General features: G+C 70.1%; 17 protein-coding genes. 12 read left to right on the top strand and 5 right to left on the bottom strand.

Annotated elements, in window-relative coordinates:
• The first annotated feature begins 43 nt into the window (after positions 1 to 43).
• The 7 genes from ACIBG8_RS19015 to ACIBG8_RS18985 all read left to right on the top strand — a co-directional run bounded on the left by ACIBG8_RS19015 (position 44) and on the right by ACIBG8_RS18985 (position 8,451).
• The gene (locus tag ACIBG8_RS19015; protein WP_397344142.1) at positions 44 to 1,396 is read left to right on the top strand and encodes an ammonium transporter; all 1,353 of its coding nucleotides are present in this window, start codon (positions 44 to 46) and stop codon (positions 1,394 to 1,396) included.
• Positions 1,393 to 1,731: a P-II family nitrogen regulator gene (locus tag ACIBG8_RS19010; protein ID WP_397344141.1), complete on the top strand. Its 339-nt coding sequence runs from the start codon at positions 1,393 to 1,395 to the stop codon at positions 1,729 to 1,731. Before ACIBG8_RS19015 ends, ACIBG8_RS19010 begins: the two co-directional genes overlap by 4 nt.
• The gene (locus ACIBG8_RS19005; RefSeq protein WP_397344140.1) at positions 1,728 to 3,956 is read left to right on the top strand and encodes a [protein-PII] uridylyltransferase; all 2,229 of its coding nucleotides are present in this window, start codon (positions 1,728 to 1,730) and stop codon (positions 3,954 to 3,956) included. The genes ACIBG8_RS19010 and ACIBG8_RS19005 overlap by 4 nt, the downstream gene beginning before the upstream one ends.
• Before the next feature lie 197 nt (positions 3,957 to 4,153).
• Entirely contained in the window at positions 4,154 to 7,018 is a 2,865-nt protein-coding gene (locus ACIBG8_RS19000) for a nitrate- and nitrite sensing domain-containing protein (protein WP_397344139.1), read from the top strand.
• A gap of 76 nt (positions 7,019 to 7,094) precedes the next feature.
• Positions 7,095 to 7,508 carry a roadblock/LC7 domain-containing protein gene (locus ACIBG8_RS18995; protein ID WP_397346142.1) on the top strand — a complete coding sequence of 138 codons (414 nt, stop codon included), beginning with the start codon at positions 7,095 to 7,097 and terminating at the stop codon, positions 7,506 to 7,508.
• Positions 7,509 to 7,523: 15 nt separating this feature from the next.
• Positions 7,524 to 7,886, top strand: a complete 363-nt coding sequence (locus ACIBG8_RS18990; protein WP_397344138.1) for a DUF742 domain-containing protein — start codon at positions 7,524 to 7,526, stop codon at positions 7,884 to 7,886.
• Complete coding sequence (locus ACIBG8_RS18985; protein ID WP_397344137.1) at positions 7,867 to 8,451, top strand: GTP-binding protein; 585 nt, start codon at positions 7,867 to 7,869, stop codon at positions 8,449 to 8,451. The genes ACIBG8_RS18990 and ACIBG8_RS18985 overlap by 20 nt, the downstream gene beginning before the upstream one ends.
• On the opposite strand, the gene ACIBG8_RS18980 is transcribed toward ACIBG8_RS18985, so the two are convergent.
• Positions 8,448 to 9,443, bottom strand: a complete 996-nt coding sequence (locus tag ACIBG8_RS18980) for a zinc-dependent alcohol dehydrogenase family protein (protein ID WP_397344135.1) — start codon at positions 9,441 to 9,443, stop codon at positions 8,448 to 8,450. The two genes, ACIBG8_RS18985 and ACIBG8_RS18980, sit on opposite strands and share 4 nt — an antisense overlap.
• A 65-nt stretch (positions 9,444 to 9,508) precedes the next feature.
• On the opposite strand from ACIBG8_RS18980, the gene ACIBG8_RS18975 reads away from it, so the two are divergent.
• Positions 9,509 to 9,841, top strand: a complete 333-nt coding sequence (locus ACIBG8_RS18975; protein WP_397344134.1) for an ArsR/SmtB family transcription factor — start codon at positions 9,509 to 9,511, stop codon at positions 9,839 to 9,841.
• Here the strand turns inward: ACIBG8_RS18975 and ACIBG8_RS18970 are convergent.
• A complete protein-coding gene (locus ACIBG8_RS18970; RefSeq protein ID WP_397344133.1) occupies positions 9,779 to 10,516 on the bottom strand; it encodes an SAM-dependent methyltransferase in 738 nt (245 codons plus the stop codon). The two genes, ACIBG8_RS18975 and ACIBG8_RS18970, sit on opposite strands and share 63 nt — an antisense overlap.
• Before the next feature lie 104 nt (positions 10,517 to 10,620).
• On the opposite strand from ACIBG8_RS18970, the gene ACIBG8_RS18965 reads away from it, so the two are divergent.
• Positions 10,621 to 11,913 carry an MFS transporter gene (locus ACIBG8_RS18965; RefSeq protein ID WP_397344132.1) on the top strand — a complete coding sequence of 431 codons (1,293 nt, stop codon included), beginning with the start codon at positions 10,621 to 10,623 and terminating at the stop codon, positions 11,911 to 11,913.
• A 41-nt stretch (positions 11,914 to 11,954) separates the two neighbouring features.
• Positions 11,955 to 12,746 (top strand): SDR family NAD(P)-dependent oxidoreductase, encoded by a 792-nt coding sequence (locus ACIBG8_RS18960; RefSeq protein ID WP_397344131.1) that lies wholly within the window; start codon positions 11,955 to 11,957, stop codon positions 12,744 to 12,746.
• On the opposite strand, the gene ACIBG8_RS18955 is transcribed toward ACIBG8_RS18960, so the two are convergent.
• Positions 12,733 to 13,503 carry a TetR/AcrR family transcriptional regulator gene (locus tag ACIBG8_RS18955; RefSeq protein ID WP_397344130.1) on the bottom strand — a complete coding sequence of 257 codons (771 nt, stop codon included), beginning with the start codon at positions 13,501 to 13,503 and terminating at the stop codon, positions 12,733 to 12,735. The two genes, ACIBG8_RS18960 and ACIBG8_RS18955, sit on opposite strands and share 14 nt — an antisense overlap.
• A gap of 59 nt (positions 13,504 to 13,562) precedes the next feature.
• Between ACIBG8_RS18955 and ACIBG8_RS18950 the strand changes: the two genes are divergently transcribed.
• Positions 13,563 to 14,468 carry an ATP-binding cassette domain-containing protein gene (locus tag ACIBG8_RS18950; protein ID WP_397344129.1) on the top strand — a complete coding sequence of 302 codons (906 nt, stop codon included), beginning with the start codon at positions 13,563 to 13,565 and terminating at the stop codon, positions 14,466 to 14,468.
• Positions 14,465 to 15,250, top strand: coding sequence for an ABC transporter permease (locus ACIBG8_RS18945; RefSeq protein WP_397344128.1), 786 nt, complete (start codon positions 14,465 to 14,467; stop codon positions 15,248 to 15,250). Before ACIBG8_RS18950 ends, ACIBG8_RS18945 begins: the two co-directional genes overlap by 4 nt.
• On the opposite strand, the gene betA is transcribed toward ACIBG8_RS18945, so the two are convergent.
• Together betA and ACIBG8_RS18935 are read right to left on the bottom strand one after the other, a co-directional pair.
• Positions 15,232 to 16,881 carry a choline dehydrogenase gene (gene betA, locus ACIBG8_RS18940; protein WP_397344127.1) on the bottom strand — a complete coding sequence of 550 codons (1,650 nt, stop codon included), beginning with the start codon at positions 16,879 to 16,881 and terminating at the stop codon, positions 15,232 to 15,234. The two genes, ACIBG8_RS18945 and betA, sit on opposite strands and share 19 nt — an antisense overlap.
• A complete protein-coding gene (locus tag ACIBG8_RS18935; RefSeq protein WP_397344126.1) occupies positions 16,857 to 17,789 on the bottom strand; it encodes an ABC transporter substrate-binding protein in 933 nt (310 codons plus the stop codon). The genes betA and ACIBG8_RS18935 overlap by 25 nt, the downstream gene beginning before the upstream one ends.
• Between the last annotated feature and the right edge of the window lie 44 nt (positions 17,790 to 17,833).

Here is a 17,833-nt window from a genome sequence, read left to right as displayed (position 1 = left end):
ACGTACCAACGGGCCACACGCCACTAAAAGGAGGGTCGCTTCGATGATCGACAGCGGCACTACCGCCTGGATGCTCGTATGCACCGCCCTGGTGCTGCTGATGACTCCGGGCCTCGCGTTCTTCTACGGGGGCATGACCAGGGCCAAGAGCGTCCTGAACATGATGATGATGTCGTTCGTCAGCATCATCGTCGTGACCGTCGCCTGGGTGTTCTACGGCTACTCCCTCGCGTTCGACACCGCCGGCGACGGCACCGGCATCGTCAACAAGATCGTCGGCGGGCTCGACTACGTGGGCCTCAGCGGCGTCGTCAACGCCGTCTACGAGAACCTCATCGTCGAGGGCAACGGCGTCGACAAGGTCGCCGCGTCGGCCGACAACTTCCCCCTCATGGTCTTCTCCGCCTTCCAGCTGACCTTCGCCGTCATCACCGTCGCGCTGATCAGCGGCGCGATCGCCGACCGCGCCAAGTTCGGCGCCTGGGTGCTGTTCTCCCTCGTCTGGGCCACCGTGGTCTACTTCCCCGTGGCGCACTGGGTGTGGGGCGGCGGCTGGCTGGGCCAGCTCGGCATCGAGGACTTCGCCGGAGGCACGGTCGTCCACATCAACGCGGGAGCCGCGGCCCTGGCCCTGGCGCTCGTGCTGGGCAAGCGCAAGGGCTGGCGCAAGGAGCCCATGCGCCCGCACAACCTGACGCTCGTCCTGCTCGGCACCGGCCTGCTGTGGTTCGGCTGGTTCGGCTTCAACGCGGGCTCCGAGCTCGCCGCCGACCAGACGGCGGGCCTGGCGTTCATGAACACCCAGATCGCCACCGCCGTCGCGGCCGGCGCCTGGATGCTGGTGGAGAAGCTGCGCGACGGCCACGCCACCACGCTCGGCGTCGCTTCCGGCGCGGTCGCCGGCCTGGTCGCCATCACCCCCGCCTGCGGCTTCGTCGACCCCTGGGCGGCCGTGGTCATCGGCCTGCTGGCCGGTGTCGGCTGCGCGTACGCCGTGGGCATCAAGTACAGGCTCGGCTTCGACGACTCCCTCGACGTGGTCGGCGTGCACCTGGTCGGCGGCGTCATCGGCGCCGTCTCCCTGGGCTTCGTCGCCGCCTACCCGTTCCTGCCCGGCCAGAACAAGGGCATCCTGCTCGAGGGCGGCCAGCTCTCCCAGCTCGGGCTGCAGGTGCTCGGCCCGATCGCGGTGGGCGGATACTCCTTCGTGATGTCGTGGATCATCGGGAAGATCATCGACAAGACGATGGGCTTCAGGATCGCCGAAGAGGCCGAGGTCACCGGCATCGACATCACCGCACACGCAGAGACCGGCTACGACCTCGGCAGCGTCCACGCCTCAGGCATGGTCTCTCCCAACGGTCCGGTGGCCGCGGCCAAGAAGGTGGACGCATGAGACTCATCACAGCGGTCATCAAGCCCTTCAAGCTCGACGACGTGAAGGCCGCGCTGGAGCAGTTCGGCATCAAGGGCATGACAGTGAGCGAGGCCAGCGGGTACGGCAGGCAGCGCGGCCACACCGAGGTGTACCGCGGCGCCGAGTACCAGGTGGACCTCGTCCCCAAGGTCAGGCTGGAGGTGCTGACCGAGGAGGACGACGCGGAGGACGTGATCGACGTCATCGTGAAGGCCGCCCAGACCGGCAAGATCGGCGACGGCAAGGTCTGGTCCGTCCCCGTCGACACCGTGATCCGGGTACGCACCGGAGAGCGCGGTCCAGAAGCCCTGTGAGGTCTGAGGTGCGCTCGTACTCCGCGGTTCGCAAGGAACGGACCGCGGAGAACGACCGATGGTTGAAAGACCTCCTGCGTACGGCGAGCGCGGGAGGAGAAGGTGTGGCCCTCGTCGCGGTCGGCAGCCTCGGCCGCGGCGAGCTGGCCCCGGGCAGCGATCTGGACCTCGTCCTGCTGCACGAGGGCCGCGAGGACATCGCCAGGGTGGCCGACCGCATCTGGTATCCGATCTGGGATTCCGGCGTCGGGCTCGACCACTCCGTGCGCACGGTTGACGAGGCTGTCAAGGTCGCCCGCGAGGACCTCAAGGCGGTGCTCGGTCTCATCCAGGCCAGGCACGTGGCGGGCGATCCCGAGCTGACCAAGCGCGCCAGGGAGGCGGTGCTGGCCGAGTGGCGCGCCGATTCCCGGCGCCGCCTGGTCGAGCTCCGCGAGGCGGCGGACGCCCGGCTGGAGACCAGCGGGGAGCTCGCCTTCCTCCTCGAACCCGACCTCAAGGACGGCCGCGGCGGCCTGCGTGACGTGCAGGCCATGCAGGCGGTGGCCGCCGCGTGGGTGGCCTCGGCGCCGGGCCCGCGGGTCCGCGAGGCCTACGAGCTCATCCTCGACGTACGGCACGCACTGCACGTGGTGACGGCGCGCGGCACCGACCGGCTGGTGCTGCAGGAGCAGGACGCGGTGGCGGGGCTGCTCGGCCTGCTCGACGCGGACGCGCTCATGCGCCTCCTGGCCGAGGCGGGCCGGACGATCTCGCACGCGTTCGACGCCACCTGGCGCACGGTTGACAGGCTCCTGTCAGGCCCGGTGCCGCGCGGGCGGCGCCCGCTGGCCGACGGCGTCGTCGAGCACGGCGGCGAGGTGGTGCTGGCCCGCGGGGTGAACCCGCGCAACGATCCGGTGCTCGTCCTGCGCGCCGCCGCTGCCGCCGCAGAGGCCGGGCTGCCGCTGGCGCCCGCGACGGTGTCGGTGCTGGCCGCGCAGTCGCCGCCGATGCCGGTCCCGTGGCCGGACGACGCCCGCGACGCGCTGGTGGCGCTGCTGGGCGCCGGGCGCGCCGCCGTGCCCGTGTGGGAGGAGCTCGACCAGGCGGGACTGCTCGTCAAGCTCATCCCCGACTGGGAGCGGGTGCGGCACCGGCCGCAACGCAACCCCATCCACCGCTTCACCGTCGACCGGCACCTCATCGAGACCGCGGCGAACGCGGCCGCATACACCCGGGAGGTATCGAGGCCGGATCTGCTGCTCATCGCCGCGCTCTTCCACGACGTGGGCAAGGGCTGGCCCGGCGACCACTCGGCGACCGGCGAGGTCGTCGTGCGCGACATCGGCGCGCGCATCGGGCTGTCGCCGCCCGACGTCGAGGTGCTGGCCACCGCGGTGCGCCACCACCTGCTGCTGCCCGAGACCGCCACCAGGCGCGACCTGGACGACCCGGTCACGATCGAGAAGGTGGCCGGCGCTGTCGGCTCGCGCCAGGTGCTCGAACTGCTGGCAGCGCTAGCCTCGGCCGACGGCAACGCCACCGGTCCTGCCGCGTGGAACGCCTGGAAGGCCGGGCTCGTCGCCGACCTCGTGCGCCGCGTCCGCTCGGTGCTGTCCGGCGCTCCGCCGCCGCACGCGCCGAGCCTGTCGCCCGCGCACACGGCGCTGGCCAGGCACGGGGGCGGGGCTGTACGCGTCAACGGGGCCAGCGTGACCGTCGTCGCGCCCGACCGGCCCGGACTGCTGTGGAGCGCGGCAGGGGTGCTGTCGGCGCACCGCCTCGTCGTCCGCTCCGCCTCGTCGGCAGCCGCCGGGGCGACCGCGGTGATCGAGTTCTCCGTCGTCCCCGAGTACGGCACGCCGCCCGATCCGGCGACCCTGGAGGCGGATCTGCGCCTCGTCCTGGCCGGAAGGCTCGACATCGAGCAGCGGCTTGCCCGCCGTACGCGGTCGATGCGGGCGTCGAAGGTGCCGGTCGCGCCGCCCCGGGTGACGCTGGTCGACGACGCATCGGCGACGGCCACGGTGATCGAAGTACGCGCGCACGACCGCCCGGGGCTATTGTGGCGAATTGGTAGAGCATTTGGTGAATGTGGGCTTGACGTGAGAGCCGCTCGCGTAGAGACTCTCGGCGCGGAGGCGGTCGACGTCTTCTATGTGGTAGACCGCGCCGGACGCCCCCTCAGCGACGGCGCGCAGCGAGCCCAAGTTCGCGATCAAGTGCTTGCAGCGCTGCGATAACCAACTGCGGTCACATTTGTAACGATTGCGCCCGTTTTGCCTGGTACGCGAGTTGCTGCGGATACCTTGTGGACGTCTTACGACCCGTTTCATACGGGATGAATGAGGGGTTACGAGCAGCGGTGACTACGGGGAATTCCGACGGCGGCCGAGCCGCAAGGCGGGACCGCGGGAAGCGGTCGCTGCCAAGATTCGGCTTGCGTAATTGGCGCGTCAGATGGCGCCTCACGGCGCTGATTCTCGTGCCCACGGTGGCGGGCGTCGGCCTCGCCGGTGCGCGCGTCGTCGCCTCGGTCGACAGCGTCGGCGCCTACGACCGCTCCGCCGTCGCCACAGAGCAGGCGGCGCACATCAGGAGCCTGCTGCAGGCGTTGGGTCTGGAGCGTGACACGACCGGCTGGTACGACCTGCTCAGCGGCAAGTCGAAGGCCAAGCTGAAGAAGAACGTCGACCAGAGCAAGAGCGCCGTCGACGTGCTGATGAAGACGGTCAAGAGCGACATGACCACGATGGACGAGTCGTACGGCCAGCGCGTCGTCGACCAGGTCAAGCTCGCCGCCAGCTCCATGCCGCACCTCGCCGACTACCGCGGCGAGCGGGGCAACCCCGACAAGTACGACCCGCTCATCGAGTCGTTGCTGCGCCTGCACGAGGAGCTCAGCCTCATCAACCAGGACCCGCAGATCCTGGGCGAGATGCGCGGGCTCAGCCGCCTGGCCAAGGCCAAGGAGGAGGTCTCCAAGCAGCGCGTCCAGCTGCTGCAGGCCGCCTACGAGGACGACGTCAACGCCCAGCAGGTCGCCGACTTCATCGCCTCCCGCGCCAGGCAGCAGGACGAGCAGGACGCCTTCGGCGCCGAGGCCGGCGGCGTGTTCGCCGGGAAGCTGCACACGACCCTGTACGTCACCGAGTACTACCGCGCCGCGCTCACCAAGGAGCGCGCGGTCGTCCTCGCCGGCGACAAGAAGCAGGGCGCGGGCCTGTCGTTCCGCCAGAACCTGCTGCCGGACAACACCCAGTGGTTCAACGACAACTCCAAGGCCGTCGACCTCATGCGCAAGGTCGAGGACGAGGTGTCGGCCGCGGTCCTCAAGAGGACCGGCGACCTGCGCGACGCCGAGGTGCGGGCCGCGATCGTCGCGGGTGTCACCATCCTCGCGCTGCTCCTGCTGGTGTTGCTCTTCACCGTGGCCGTCGCCCGCTCGATGGTCACCCCGCTGCGCCGCTTGCGCACCGAGGCGCTCGACATCGCCGGTTCCCGCCTGCCCGACGTGGTGCGCAAGCTGCGCGTCTCAGGCGACGCGACGGCGCCCGACATCCAGCCGATCGCGGTCCAGGGCAAGGACGAGATCGGTGAAGTGGCGCAGGCCTTCGACGAGGTCCACCGCCAGGCCGTACGGCTCGCCGGTGAGGAAGCCGAGCTCCGCAGCAACATCAGCTCGATGTTCGTCAACCTCTCCCGCCGCACCCAGACCCTGGTCGAGCGGCAGATCTCGCTGATCGACGGTCTGGAGAAGGGCGAGCAGGACGGCGGACGGCTGTCCGACCTGTTCAAGCTCGACCACCTGGCCACCCGCATGCGGCGCAACTCCGAGAACCTCCTGGTCCTCGCCGGGCACGAGCCCACCCGCCGCCGCAGCCAGCCCGCCAAGCTCGTCGACGTCGTGCGCGCCGCGCTGTCGGAGGTCGAGGAGTACGAGCGGGTGCAGGTCAAGGTGCACCGCGCCACCTCCGTGGTCGGCAGCGCGGCCAACGACCTCGTCCACCTGGTCGCCGAGCTGGTCGAGAACGCCATCCAGTTCTCGCCCAAGAACAGCCAGGTCACCGTCTCCAGCAGCGTCATCGAAGGTGGCGGGGCTCTGCTGTCCGTCAGCGACTCCGGCATCTCGATGACCGAGGAGGAGCTCGGCGAGGCCAACAGGCGCCTGGCTGAGCCGCCCGTCGTCGACGTGTCGGTCTCCCGCCGCATGGGCCTGTTCGTGGTCGGCCGCCTGGCGCTGCGCCACGGCATCCGCGTGCAACTCCGCCGCGGCGACGGCGCTGGCCTGATCGCCATGGTCCTGCTGCCCCCGGCGCTGCTGCCGGACGGCACGCAGCCGCAGCCCGTCGCCCAGCGTCCCGCCTTCGGTGGCGGTACGGCTCCCGCCTTCGGCGCACCGGCGCAGAACGGGCAGTTCAGCTCGTTCGGCAGCTTCGACACCTACGACTCCGCCGGGTTCGGCGCCGACTCCGGGCCGGTCAGGCAGGGGCTCGGCGCGTTCAGCGCGGACACCGGCGGCGGCTACACCTCGGAGCCGGTCGGGCCGACGGACACCGGGTCCTACCCGTCGTTCCCGTCGCTCGACCCGCAGGCGAGGCCCCAGCAGGCGAGACCCCAGCAGGCCGGGCCGCAGCAGTCCATGCCCGGCCAGGACTGGCCGTCGCAGGACCGCCAGGCGCAGGACTGGCCGTCGCAGGAGCGGAAGCCGCTGCCCAGGCGCGAGACGTTCGCAGCGCCCACACCGGCGCCCCCGGCGGCTCCGCCGTACAACACGGGCTCGTTCGACTCCTTCGGCAGCGGCCAGTTCCGCCGCCCGCCCATCACCGAGCAGCCGCCGCCGTCGGTGAACGTCTCGCCGATGGAACCGGAGCAGGAGGAGTTCCTCCCGATCTTCGCCTCGGTGGAGTCGGCGTGGTTCCGCCGGCCGCAGGAGGCCAAGCTCGCCGCCGAGCCGCCGCCCGCGGCTACGGGCGAGGAGCCGCCCAAGTACGTCATGCCCGAGGCGCAGGCCGTACCCTCAGGGGAGGACATCTGGGGCACGGCGGCCGATGCGGGCTGGCGTGCAGCGGATGCCGCGAAGGACCCCAGCCTGGGTGGAATCACCTCGGCGGGGCTGCCCAAGCGCACCCCCAAGGCGAACCTGGTGCCTGGGACGGCCACCCAGCCGGCCCAGCAGGCGGCAACGCCGCCACCCCCGGCACCGCCCCTTTCGGCGGAACGGGTACGCAACCGGCTGGCCAGTTACCAGCAAGGCGTGCGCCGCGGACGTGCGGAAGTACGTGAACAGGAGGACAAAGCGTGAGTGAGCGCAGCGAGCGAGCCAATGGGCGCGCCGACATAGTCGTCACGCGACCGACGGAGGAGGCAGCGTGACGACCATGAGCCATGAGGCCCATAGGTTTGACTGGTTGATCACTGACTTCGTCAGGAACACCCCCGGTGTGGCCCATGCGGTATGCGTCTCGGCCGACGGCCTCTGCCTGGCCAGTTCCGAGGGCTTCCCGCCGGACCGTGCCGACCAGCTCGCCGCCGTGTCCGCCGGACTGCTCTCGCTGACCGTGGGCGCGTCCCGCGTGTTCGAGGGCGGCGCTGTGACGCAGACCGTCGTCGAGATGCAGCGCGGCCTGCTCCTGGTCATGGCGATCAGCGACGGCTCGGTGCTCACCGTGCTCGCCGCGCCCGACTGCGACATGGGGCTCGTGGCCTACCAGATGACGCTGCTCGTCGACCGGGCAGGTCAGGCACTCACTCCTGCGCTCCGCGCCGAACTTCAGGCTGCCAGGACCCGGTGATGCTAGCGATGGGCGTTGACCGTGTACGGCGGTGAAGGGGACGACGAGCCCCTGTTCCGCCCGTACGCTGTCACAGGTGGCCGATCGGAACCGCGCTACCACCTGGCGCTGGAGACGCTGGTCTCCTCGATGTCGATCCCTGACGACGAGCTGGCCCTGCTCACCCCCGAGCAGGAAGCCATCATGCAGCTCTGCCGTACCTTCCGGTCGGTTGCCGAGATCTCGGCCCTTCTGCGGGTCCCGCTGGGCGTGGCGCGCGTGCTCGTAGCGGACATGTCCGACGAAGGACTTGTCCGCCTGCACCAGCCGCAGCTCAAGCAGGGACAGCCAGACCTCAACATGCTCGAAAGGGTGCTCAGTGGACTTCGCAGGCTCTAGCCCCGGCTTGACGTCGACGAAGATCGTCGTCGCGGGTGGCTTCGGCGTCGGCAAGACGACGTTCGTGGGTGCCGTGTCCGAGATCCTCCCGCTCACCACGGAAGCCGTCATGACCGATGCCTCGGCCGGCATCGACGACCTCGGCCTCACGCCGAACAAGCAGACGACGACCGTGGCCATGGACTTCGGCCGGCTCTCGCTCGACCGTGACCTGATCCTCTACCTGTTCGGCACGCCCGGACAGCACCGGTTCTGGTTCATGTGGGACGACCTCGTGCGCGGCGCCATCGGCGCCGTCGTGCTGCTCGACACGCGCCGCCTGGCCGACAGCTTCCCGGCGATCGACTACTTCGAAGAGGCCAAGCTGCCCTTCGTCGTGGGCGTCAACGGGTGGGACGGCCAGTTCCCGCACTCGGAGGACGAGGTGCGGGAGGCGCTGGCGCTCCCCGCGCACGTGCCGATCGTGCGGACCGACGCGCGCAACAGGGACTCGGTCAAGGCGACGCTGATCGCGCTGGTGGAGCACGTCGTCCGCATCCGCGCCACCTACGGGGCGCCGGCCTAGCCGGCGGTGACCACGATCTTGCCGATCTGCGTGCCCGACGCCATGTGGTGGTGGGCGCGCACGATCTCCTCCAGGGGAAACACCCGGTCCACCACGGGCCGGAACGCTCCGGCGCGCAGGCCAGAGGCCACGTAGGCCGCTGCCCTGCGCAGCCGCTCCGGGTCCCTGGTGGTCTCCAGCACGGTGTAGGTGCGCAGGTTCAGGGCGGGCATGCCCAGGTCGAACCCCGGATACGGGGTCGGCTGCCCGCTCAGCGCGCCGTACAGGAACAGGGTGCCGCCGGGGGCCACGGCCCGCGCCAGCCCGGTCACCCCAGGCCCGGCGACCGCGTCGAAGACGTGCTCGACGCCCCGGCCGCCGGTCAGGTCGAGCAGCCTGGACGGCACGTCCTCCTCGTCGGAGACGATCACCTCGGCCGCGCCCTCCTTGAGGAGCTGCTCCTTCTTCGCCGCCGTGCGGGTGATCGCGATCGGCGTGGCGCCGGCGCGCGCGACCGTGTGGATCCCGGCCAGGCCGACGCTGCTGGACGCGGCGGTCAGCGCCACCGTGTCGCCCGCGCGCATCCCGCCCACCTCCACCAGCGCGCCGTACGCGGTCAGGTAGGGCATCCACACCGCGGCGCCGGACACCGCGTCCACCCCGTCCGGCCGGTGCAGCACGGCGGCCGCGGGGACGATCGCCCGCTCCGCGTAGACGCCGTAGTCGTTCTGCGAGAAGGCGGGCACGGTGCTCACCGCCTGGCCCGGCGCGAACCCGGTCACGCCCGGACCGACGGCCTCGACCACCCCTGAGGCCTCGGTGCCCAGCTTGGCGGGGAAACTCCTGACCTCCTCGATGTAGGTGCCGCTGCGGAAGAGCGCCTCGGCCCGGTTGACCCCGATCGCCTCCACCCGGATGCGCAGCTCGCCTGGTCCCGGCTCGCCGACCTCCAGGTCCTCCAGAACCATCACCTCAGGGCCGCCGAGCTCGTGGAACCGCACAGTCTTCGTCATGTGGTCCACTGTGGCGAAGAAGTACGATGGCTGTCAAACTTCGATGAGTGTCGTACTCTTGGTCCATGGGACGCACGCCGGCTCACCCGGACCACTTCGACCTCCAGCGTGTCCTGGAGGCCCTCGTCGACCCCGTACGGCGGAGCATCGTCAACCAGCTCGACGCCTCGGGCCAGGACATCGCCTGCGGCGGCTTCGACCTCCCGGTCAGCAAGTCCACCGCCACCCACCACTTCAACGTGCTGCGCGAGGCGGGCCTCATCAGGCAGCACTACGTGGGCACCTCGCGGATGAACTCCCTGCGCAGGGCCGAGATGGACGAGGCCTTCCCCGGCCTACTGGACGCGCTGACCCGAGCGGCCGACCGCGCACAGGTGGTAGTCGCCCTCGATGCGTGACTCGTCGGTCGTCGCGTCGGGACGCCACTCGCGGGTGTTGACGATCCCCGGCTCCTCCAGCTCGAACCCGTCGAGGAACCGCTCGAACACCGCCCTGCGGCGCGGGATGAACGGTGAGGTGGCGCGCTGGTACACGGCGCTGACCGCGTCCGCCTTCTCCGGCATCGTGTCCGGCGCCACGTGGGTCACCACGAGGTAGCTGCCGGGCGCCAGGAGGTCGCGGTAGCGGCCGATGAGGCCCGCAGGGTCCTCCAGGTCGGTGATGAAGTGCAGCAGCGACACGACCAGCAGGGCCACCGGCCTGGTCAGGTCGAGCACCTCGGCCGCCTGCGCGACGACCTTCTCCGGTTCGCGCAGGTCGCCCTCCAGGACGGTGACGTCGGGGGAGTGGCCGAGCAGCGCGCGGGAGTGGGTCAGCACGACGGTGTCGTTGTCGACGTAGACGACCTTCGAGCCCTCGATGACCTCGTGCACGTGACCCGCGGTCGGCAGGCCGGAGCCGATGTCGAGGAACTGGTCCACGCCGAGGGTCCTGAGGTGGCGCACGGCGCGCTGCAGGAAGGCCCTGCTGTTCCTGGCGTCGCCCCGGACCTCGGGGATGAGGGACAGGACGCGTTCCGCCGCCTGCCTGTCCACCTCGAAATTGTCCTTGCCGCCCAGGTAATAGTCGTACATTCGCGCCACATTGGGCACAGAGGCGCTGATACCCGGAGGCACTCGCTCGGAGGTCATGGGGCAAACCTAGACGATCTATAGCTTGTGTTGCGATGATCGCAGGCATGTTAGGTCTCCACGCGGCACCCGGCATCAGCAAGACCAACCTCTGGGCCTGTATGGGGCTCGGGTTCCTGGGTACCGCGGTGATCACCTTTCTTCCCGCCGGCCAGCCGTACATCCTGAGCGAGGTCCTCGGGCTGTCCTCGGACGAGCTCGGCAGGACCACGGGCACCCTGCAGATCGCCGCCGAGGTCGCGCTGATCCTCAGCCTCCTGTGGTACGGCGCGCTCGCCGACCGCATCGGCAGGCGGCCCATCGCGGTCGCCGGGCTGGTGCTCTGCGCGGTGGGCGCCGCGCTCTATCCGTTCGCCGGCAACACGGTCGTCCTCATCGCGCTGCGCGTGGTGTTCGCGCTCGGCATCGCGGCGCTGCACGTCACGATGTCCGCCATCACCGCCGACTACGTGCGCGACCCGGCCCGCGGCAAGGCGTACGGCTGGCTGGGCCTGTTCAGCGGCGTCGGCGCGATGATCGCCGTGCTGGTGCTCGTCAGGCTGCCCAACATGCTGGAGAAGGGCGGCATGGACCCGACGGCCGCCGCCCGCGCCGGGTTCCTCGTCGTGGCCGCCCTGGTGCTGCTCGGCGCGCTGGCGCTGCGGTTCACGCTGTCGCCGAGCTGGGGGGTCGACGAGACGCCGCGCACCCCGCTGCCGCAGCTGATCGCCGAGGGGGTGCGGCTGGCCCGCGACCCGGGCGTGGCGCTGTCCTACGCCGCGTCCTTCGTGGCCAGGGCCGACCTGGCGCTCGTGGCGAGCTTCCTGTCGCTGTGGATCGTCGACTACGCCAAGGCGGTGCGCGGGATGTCCGCCACCGAGGCGCTGGCCAAGAGCGGGGCCATCGTCGGCATCGCCTACACCGTGATCGTGGTCGGCGCGCCGCTGTTCGGCTGGCTCGGCGACCGGATGCGGCGGGAGAACGTCGTCATCCTGGCCCAGGCGGTCGCGGCGGCGGCCTACCTGTCGACGTTGCTGGTCAGCGACCCGCTCGGGCCGGGCATGATGCTGGTCGCCGCGTTCATCGGGCTCGGCGAGATCGGCGTCATCACGACGGCTGGACCGCTGCTCGCCCAGCAGGTGCCGGCGCGGTACCGGGGCTCGTCGTTCGGCGTGCAGCTCCTGTGCGGGGCGGTCGGGATCTTCATCGTCTCCGGGGTGGGTGGCTGGCTCTACGACCTGTGGCGACCGGCCGCGCCGTTCGCCCTTTCCGGTGCGTGCGGGGTGCTGGTGGTGCTCTTCGGGCTGGCCGTACGGCGGCGCGTCACCCCGCACGAGGAGGCGGAAAGACAGGTCCGATGACCGCCAGTCCACCTCCCTGACCTGCGACTACGTTCATGGTTATGGATCTGAACCTGAACGGAAAAGTAGCTGTCGTCACCGGTGCCTCCAAGGGCATCGGCCTCTCGATCACCCGCACCCTGCTGGCCGAGGGCGCTCATGTGGTGGCCGTCTCGCGCAAGTTCGCCCCCGGTCTTGAAGGCGCCGTGCACGTGGCCGTCGACCTGATGGACCCGGAGGCTCCCGGCCAGGCGATTGAGCGCGCTGTGGCCGAGTTCGGGGGGCTGGACGTGCTGGTCAACAACGCCGGTGGCCCGCCGCCCGGCGTCTCGCTGCCGCGCTCGTCGTTCATGGACGCCACCGACGAGGAGTGGCGGCTGATGTACGAGTTCAACCTGTTCTCCGCCGTGCGCGCCATCAGGGCCGCGATCCCGCACATGCTGGCTCGCGGGGCCGGTTCGATCGTCAACGTGTCGTCGGGCAACGCGCGCCAGCCGACGCCGATGACCGCCGACTACGGGACGGCGAAGGCGGCGATGAACAACCTGACCAAGGTGCTGTCGGCCGAGTACGGGCCGCAGGGCATCAGGGTCAACACCGTCTCGCCCGGCGTGGTCCGTACGGCGTGGTGGCTGGACGAGGGCGGCGTGGCTGACCAGTTCGCCGCTCAGGCGGGCGTGGCCCGCGACGTCGTCATGGACGAGATGGTGCCGCAGATGCTCAACCTGAGCATCCCGCGGTTCGTCGAGCCGCAGGAGATCGCCGACATGGTCGCGCTGCTCGCCTCGCCGCGCTCGGGCAGCACCACGGGCGCGGAGTTCGTGGTCGACTCCGGCCAGCTCAAGGAGCTGTGAGCCGTCCGGCGACGAGCATCTCGATGCCGTCGAGGACGCGCTGCAGCCCGAACTCGAAGGCGTGCTCGGGAGCGTAGGCGGCGCCGTGCTCCTGGCCCGCGGTCTGGCCGACGCGGGCCGCCACGGGGAAGCGCTCTGGGTCGGCGATGAGGCCGAGGAAGGGCGCGTGCGCCGCCCACCACTGCTCGTCGCTCAGCCCGGTCGCGCTCTCCGCCTGCCGGGACTCCACGGCGCCGCGCGCGGTGCCGTGGACGAACCCGGTGATCAGCGTCAGCACCGAGTCCATCTCGACGTCGGTCAGGCCGATGCCGTCGATGGCGCGCAGCTCGCGCTCGTACTTGGCGATCGCGTTGGGGCCGAGCACCGGGCGGCTGGTGGCGACCTGGAGCAGCCACGGGTGGCGCAGGTAGAGGGCCCAGTTGTCGCGGGCGATCTCGGCCAGCGCGGCCCGCCAGCCCTCGCCCGCCTCCTCGCCCTGCCCGGTCTCGCCGTACACGGTGTCGAGCATGACGTCGAGCAGCTCCGGCTTGCCCGGGACGTAGGTGTAGAGCGACATCGTGCCCACGCCGAGCCGCTCGGCGACGCGGCGCATCGACAGCGCGGCCAGGCCCTCGGTGTCGGCGACCTCGATGGCCGCGCCCACGATGCGCTTGACGCTGAGGTCGGGCTTGCCCTTGCGGCTGGGCTTCTCGCTGGTCCGCCAGAGCAGCGCGAGGCTCCGCGCGGGATCGCCCTTGCCGGTGTACTCGATGGTCACCTTCCGTACGGTACACCGTACGGTTGGCAGATCGAACCGTATGCTGTACGGTACACCGTATGATTCATGCCGAGAACCTCCACAAGGCGTACGGAGTACACGGCTTCGAGCTGGACGTCGCCAAGGGCACGGTGTGCGGCCTGCTCGGGCAGAACGGCGCAGGCAAGACGACCGCGGTCCGCATCCTCACCACGCTCCTGCGCCCGGACAGCGGCCGCGCGCAGGTGGCCGGATACGACGTGGTCACCCAGGCCGGGCAGGTACGGCAGAGCATCGGCCTGGTCGGCCAGCACGCCGCGGTCGACGAGATCATCAGCGGCAGGCAGAACCTCGAACTGTTCGGCCGCCTCTACCACCTGCCGGCGCGCCAGGCTCGCGCCAGGGCGGCCGAGCTGCTGGAGCGGTTCGGCCTGGAGGACACCGGGGGCAAGCCGGTCAAGGACTACTCGGGCGGCATGCGGCGCAGGCTCGACCTCGCCGCGAGCCTGATCCTCTCCCCGCCCGTGCTGTTCCTCGACGAGCCGACCACCGGGCTCGACCCGCGCGGCAGGAGCGACGTGTGGAAGGCGGTCCGCTCCCTCGTGGCGGGCGGCACCACGGTGCTGCTGACCACGCAGTATCTGGAGGAGGCCGACCAGCTCGCCGACCGGATCTCGGTGATCGACGCCGGGCGGGTGGTCGCCGAGGGCACCCCCGGGGAGCTCAAGTCGCGTTTCGGCGGCGACCGGCTCGACGTCGTCGTCCACGACCAGGACCGGGTGGCCGAGGCGGCGTCGATCATCGGCGCGCCCTCCGTCGACCAGGACAGCAGGCGGATCAGCGCCCCGGTCGGCGACCGGGTGGCGGCCCTGACCGGGGCCGTCTCCGCGCTGGCCGCCGCCGGGATCGACGTGGAGGACATCGGGCTGCGCAGGCCCACCCTCGACGAGGTCTTCCTGCGCCTCACCGAGAAGGAGGCCGCATGAGCGTGCACGCGTTGACCGACGGATGGACCGTGGCGCGGCGGGACCTGCTGCACTGGGTGGCGCAACCGGCCACCGTGGTGTTCGGCCTGGTCTTCCCCGTCATGATCACGCTGGCGTTCGGCTACCTGTTCGGCGGCGCGGTCGCCGTGCCGCCCGGTGCGGGCTACTTCGACTTCCTCATGCCGGGCATGTTCGGCATGACGATGCTCTTCGGGCTCGGCGCGACCATGGTGGCCGTCAGCACCGACGCGTCCAAGGGGGTCACCGACCGGTTCCGCTCGATGCCGATGGCTCAGTCCGGGGTGCTGATCGGGCGCAGCATCGCCGACATGCTGTTCTCGGCCGTGCTGCTCGCGGTGATGCTGGGGTGCGGGCTCGCGGTCGGTTGGCGACCGACCGGCGGGGTCGGCGGGGCGCTCGGCGCTGTGGGAGTGCTGCTCCTGCTGCGCTTCGCCCTGCTCTGGGCGGGGATCTACCTCGGGCTGGCGGTCAAGGACCCGGGCGCGGTCGTGGCGGTGCAGACGCTGGAGTTCCCCGTCGGGTTCCTGTCCAACGCCTTCGTGGCGCCGGACACGATGCCGGGGTGGCTGGGCGCGATCGCCGAGTGGAACCCGCTGTCGTCCACGGTCGCCGCTGCCAGGGAGCTGTTCGGCAACCCCGGCTGGGGCGGCGACTCGTGGGTGGCCCAGCACGCCGTCCTGATGGCGGTGGTCTGGCCGGTGGCGCTCACCGCGGTCTTCTTCACCCTGTCGGTGCGCGCCTATCAGCGCTTGGACCGGTAGAACTCCACGGGGTCGGCGGGGAGCGACGTGCCGAGGATGAGGTCGGCCGCCTTCTCCGCGAGCATCATGACCGGCGCGTAGATGTTGCCGTTGGTGACGTACGGCATGGCCGAGGCGTCCACCACGCGCAGCCCCTCCACCCCGTGCACCCGCATCGTCTCCGGGTCGAGCACCGCCATCTCGTCCACGCCCATCCGGCACGTGCAGGACGGGTGCAACGCCGTCTCGCCGTCCTTGCGCACCCAGTCGAGGATCTCCTCGTCGGTCTCGACCGACGGGCCAGGGGAGATCTCGCCGCCGTCGAGCCCCTCCCACGCGGGCTGCGCGAGGATGGCGCGTGCGTGCCTGATCGCCTCGACCCACTCGCGCCTGTCCTGGTCGGTGGACAGGTAGTTGAAGGTCAGCGCGGGCTTCTCGCGGGGGTCGGCCGACTTGATCTTCACGGAGCCGCGGGCGTCGGAGTACATGGGCCCGATGTGGACCTGGTAGCCGTGTCCGCCCGCCGGAGCCGAGCCGTCGTAGCGCACGGCGATCGGCAGGAAGTGGAACATCAGGTTCGGGTAGGTCACGTCGTCGTTGGAGCGGATGAACCCGCCCGCCTCGAAGTGGTTGGTCGCCCCCGGCCCCTTGCGGAGGAACAGCCAGTTGGCCCCGATGAAGGGCCTGCGCCACATCTGCAGGGACGGCTGCTGCGAGACCGGCTTCAGGCAGGCGTGCTGCACGTAGACCTCGAGGTGGTCCTGGAGGTTCTCGCCGACGCCTGGCAGCTCGTGCACGACCTCGATGCCCAGCGGCTCCAGGTGTTCTCTCGAGCCGATGCCGGACAGCTGCAGGATCTGCGGCGAGTTGATCGCGCCGCCGCAGAGGATGATCTCCCGGGCGTCGATGCGCTCGCCGTCGCAGATCACGCCGACGGCCTTCTTGCCGTCGAAGACGACCTTCTCCACGAAGGCTCTGGTGCGCACGGTGAGGTTCTTGCGGTGCCGTACCGGGTGGAGGTATGCCCTGGCGGCGCTGAGCCTGCGCCCTCGGTGCAGGTTGCGGTCGAAGGCCGCGAAACCCTCCTGGCGGAAGCCGTTCACGTCGTCGGTCAGCGGGTGGCCCGCCTCCTGCACGGCCTTGAAGAACGCGTCGAACAGCGGGCCCTTGGACGGCCCGCGCTCCAGCTTGAGCGGCCCGTCAGAACCACGGAACTCCGAGTCCGGATCGGCCAGGCAGTTCTCCATGCGCTTGAAGTACGGCAGGCAGTGCGCGTAGTCCCACTGCTTCATCCCGGGGTCGGCCGCCCAGCGCTCGTAGTCGAGCGGGTTGCCGCGCTGGAAGATCATGCCGTTGATGCTGCTGGAGCCGCCGAGCACCTTGCCGCGGGCGTGATAGATCTTCCGCCCGTTCATGTGCGGCTCGGGCTCCGACTCGTACTTCCAGTCGTAGAACTTGCTGCCGATGGGGAACATCAGCGCGGCGGGCATGTGGATGAACACGTCCCACAGGTAGTCGGGCCGTCCGGCCTCGAGTACCAGCACCGACGTCGAAGGGTCGGCGCTCAGCCGGTTGGCCAGCGCGCAACCGGCCGAGCCCCCACCCACGATCACAAAATCCCAAGTGCTCAACGCGGGATCCAGTCCTTCCACACGATCTTGTTCTCGTCGATCCACTTCTTGGCCGCCTCGTCGGCGGTCATCTTGCCGTTGACGATGTCGGCCGCCACGGCGTTCTGCTGGTCGTTGGTCCAGTTGAAGTTACGGATCAGCTCGTAGGCCTTGCCGCCATCCTTGGCGAAGCGCGTGCTGACGATCTTGTCCAGGAGGTACGGCGGGTAGTCGCAGGCGACCTTGGCCGCGTCGTCGTCACAGCCGATGGCGTACGGCGGCAGCGTGATCCTGGTGAGTTCGAGCTTGTTGTAGGCCCAGTGCGGGTCCCAGAAGTAGAACAGCAGCGGCTGCTTCTGTTCCTGCGCCTGGATGGCCGACTTGAGCAGCGCGGCCTCGCTTCCGCCCACGACGACCTTGAAGTCGAGATTGAGGTTCTTGACCAGCGCGACGTCGTTGGTGACGTAACTGGGGTCGCCGTCGAGCAGTTGCCCCTTGTCGCCTGACTCCTTGGTTCTGAACAAGTGTGCGTATTTGTTCAGATTGCGCCAGTTGGTGATCCCCGGATACTTCTGCGTCATCCATTTGGGGACGTACCAGCCAATGATCCCCTTGCTGCCGAGGAGACCGGCCGACAGGGCGACCTTCTTCTTCTCGATGAATTCCTTTTTCTCGGCAGGATGGCCCCAGTTCTCCAGGATGACGTCGACCTTGCCGGTCTCGAAGTCCGGCCAGGACTTGTCCTCCGTGGTCTTACGCCGTTCCACCTTGTAGCCGAGCTCGTGCTCCAGCAGGTACGTCACGACGGCGGCTGCCGCCTCGTAGCCGGTCCAGCCGTGCACGTCGATCTTGACGACGTACGAGGGGGTGGCGCTCGTGGTCGGCTCGCCCGAGGAGCAGGCGGTCAGGAGCAGCGCGGTGGCCAGGAGCCCGGCGATCTTGGTTTTCATGTCGTGTGTCCTCCGAGACCGTGGCCCCCTTCAGCGAGGGCCAC

It is taken from the genome of Nonomuraea sp. NPDC050556 (assembly GCF_044457355.1).
In the GTDB taxonomy this organism is placed as follows: domain Bacteria; phylum Actinomycetota; class Actinomycetes; order Streptosporangiales; family Streptosporangiaceae; genus Nonomuraea.
This window is presented reverse-complemented; position numbering and strand designations above follow the sequence as displayed.

Bases quoted from the DNA above. Each gene is read 5' to 3' on its own strand.
- ACIBG8_RS19015 (WP_397344142.1), top strand. From the start codon at position 44: ATGATCGACAGCGGCACTACCGCCTGGATGCTCGTATGCACCGCCCTG.
- ACIBG8_RS19010 (WP_397344141.1), top strand. From the start codon at position 1,393: ATGAGACTCATCACAGCGGTCATCAAGCCCTTCAAGCTCGACGACGTG.
- ACIBG8_RS18995 (WP_397346142.1), top strand. From the start codon at position 7,095: ATGAGCCATGAGGCCCATAGGTTTGACTGGTTGATCACTGACTTCGTC.
- ACIBG8_RS18980 (WP_397344135.1), bottom strand. From the start codon at position 9,443: ATGACGAAGACTGTGCGGTTCCACGAGCTCGGCGGCCCTGAGGTGATG.
- ACIBG8_RS18975 (WP_397344134.1), top strand. From the start codon at position 9,509: ATGGGACGCACGCCGGCTCACCCGGACCACTTCGACCTCCAGCGTGTC.
- ACIBG8_RS18970 (WP_397344133.1), bottom strand. From the start codon at position 10,516: ATGTACGACTATTACCTGGGCGGCAAGGACAATTTCGAGGTGGACAGG.
- ACIBG8_RS18965 (WP_397344132.1), top strand. From the start codon at position 10,621: ATGTTAGGTCTCCACGCGGCACCCGGCATCAGCAAGACCAACCTCTGG.
- ACIBG8_RS18960 (WP_397344131.1), top strand. From the start codon at position 11,955: ATGGATCTGAACCTGAACGGAAAAGTAGCTGTCGTCACCGGTGCCTCC.
- ACIBG8_RS18950 (WP_397344129.1), top strand. From the start codon at position 13,563: ATGATTCATGCCGAGAACCTCCACAAGGCGTACGGAGTACACGGCTTC.
- ACIBG8_RS18945 (WP_397344128.1), top strand. From the start codon at position 14,465: ATGAGCGTGCACGCGTTGACCGACGGATGGACCGTGGCGCGGCGGGAC.
- ACIBG8_RS18935 (WP_397344126.1), bottom strand. From the start codon at position 17,789: ATGAAAACCAAGATCGCCGGGCTCCTGGCCACCGCGCTGCTCCTGACC.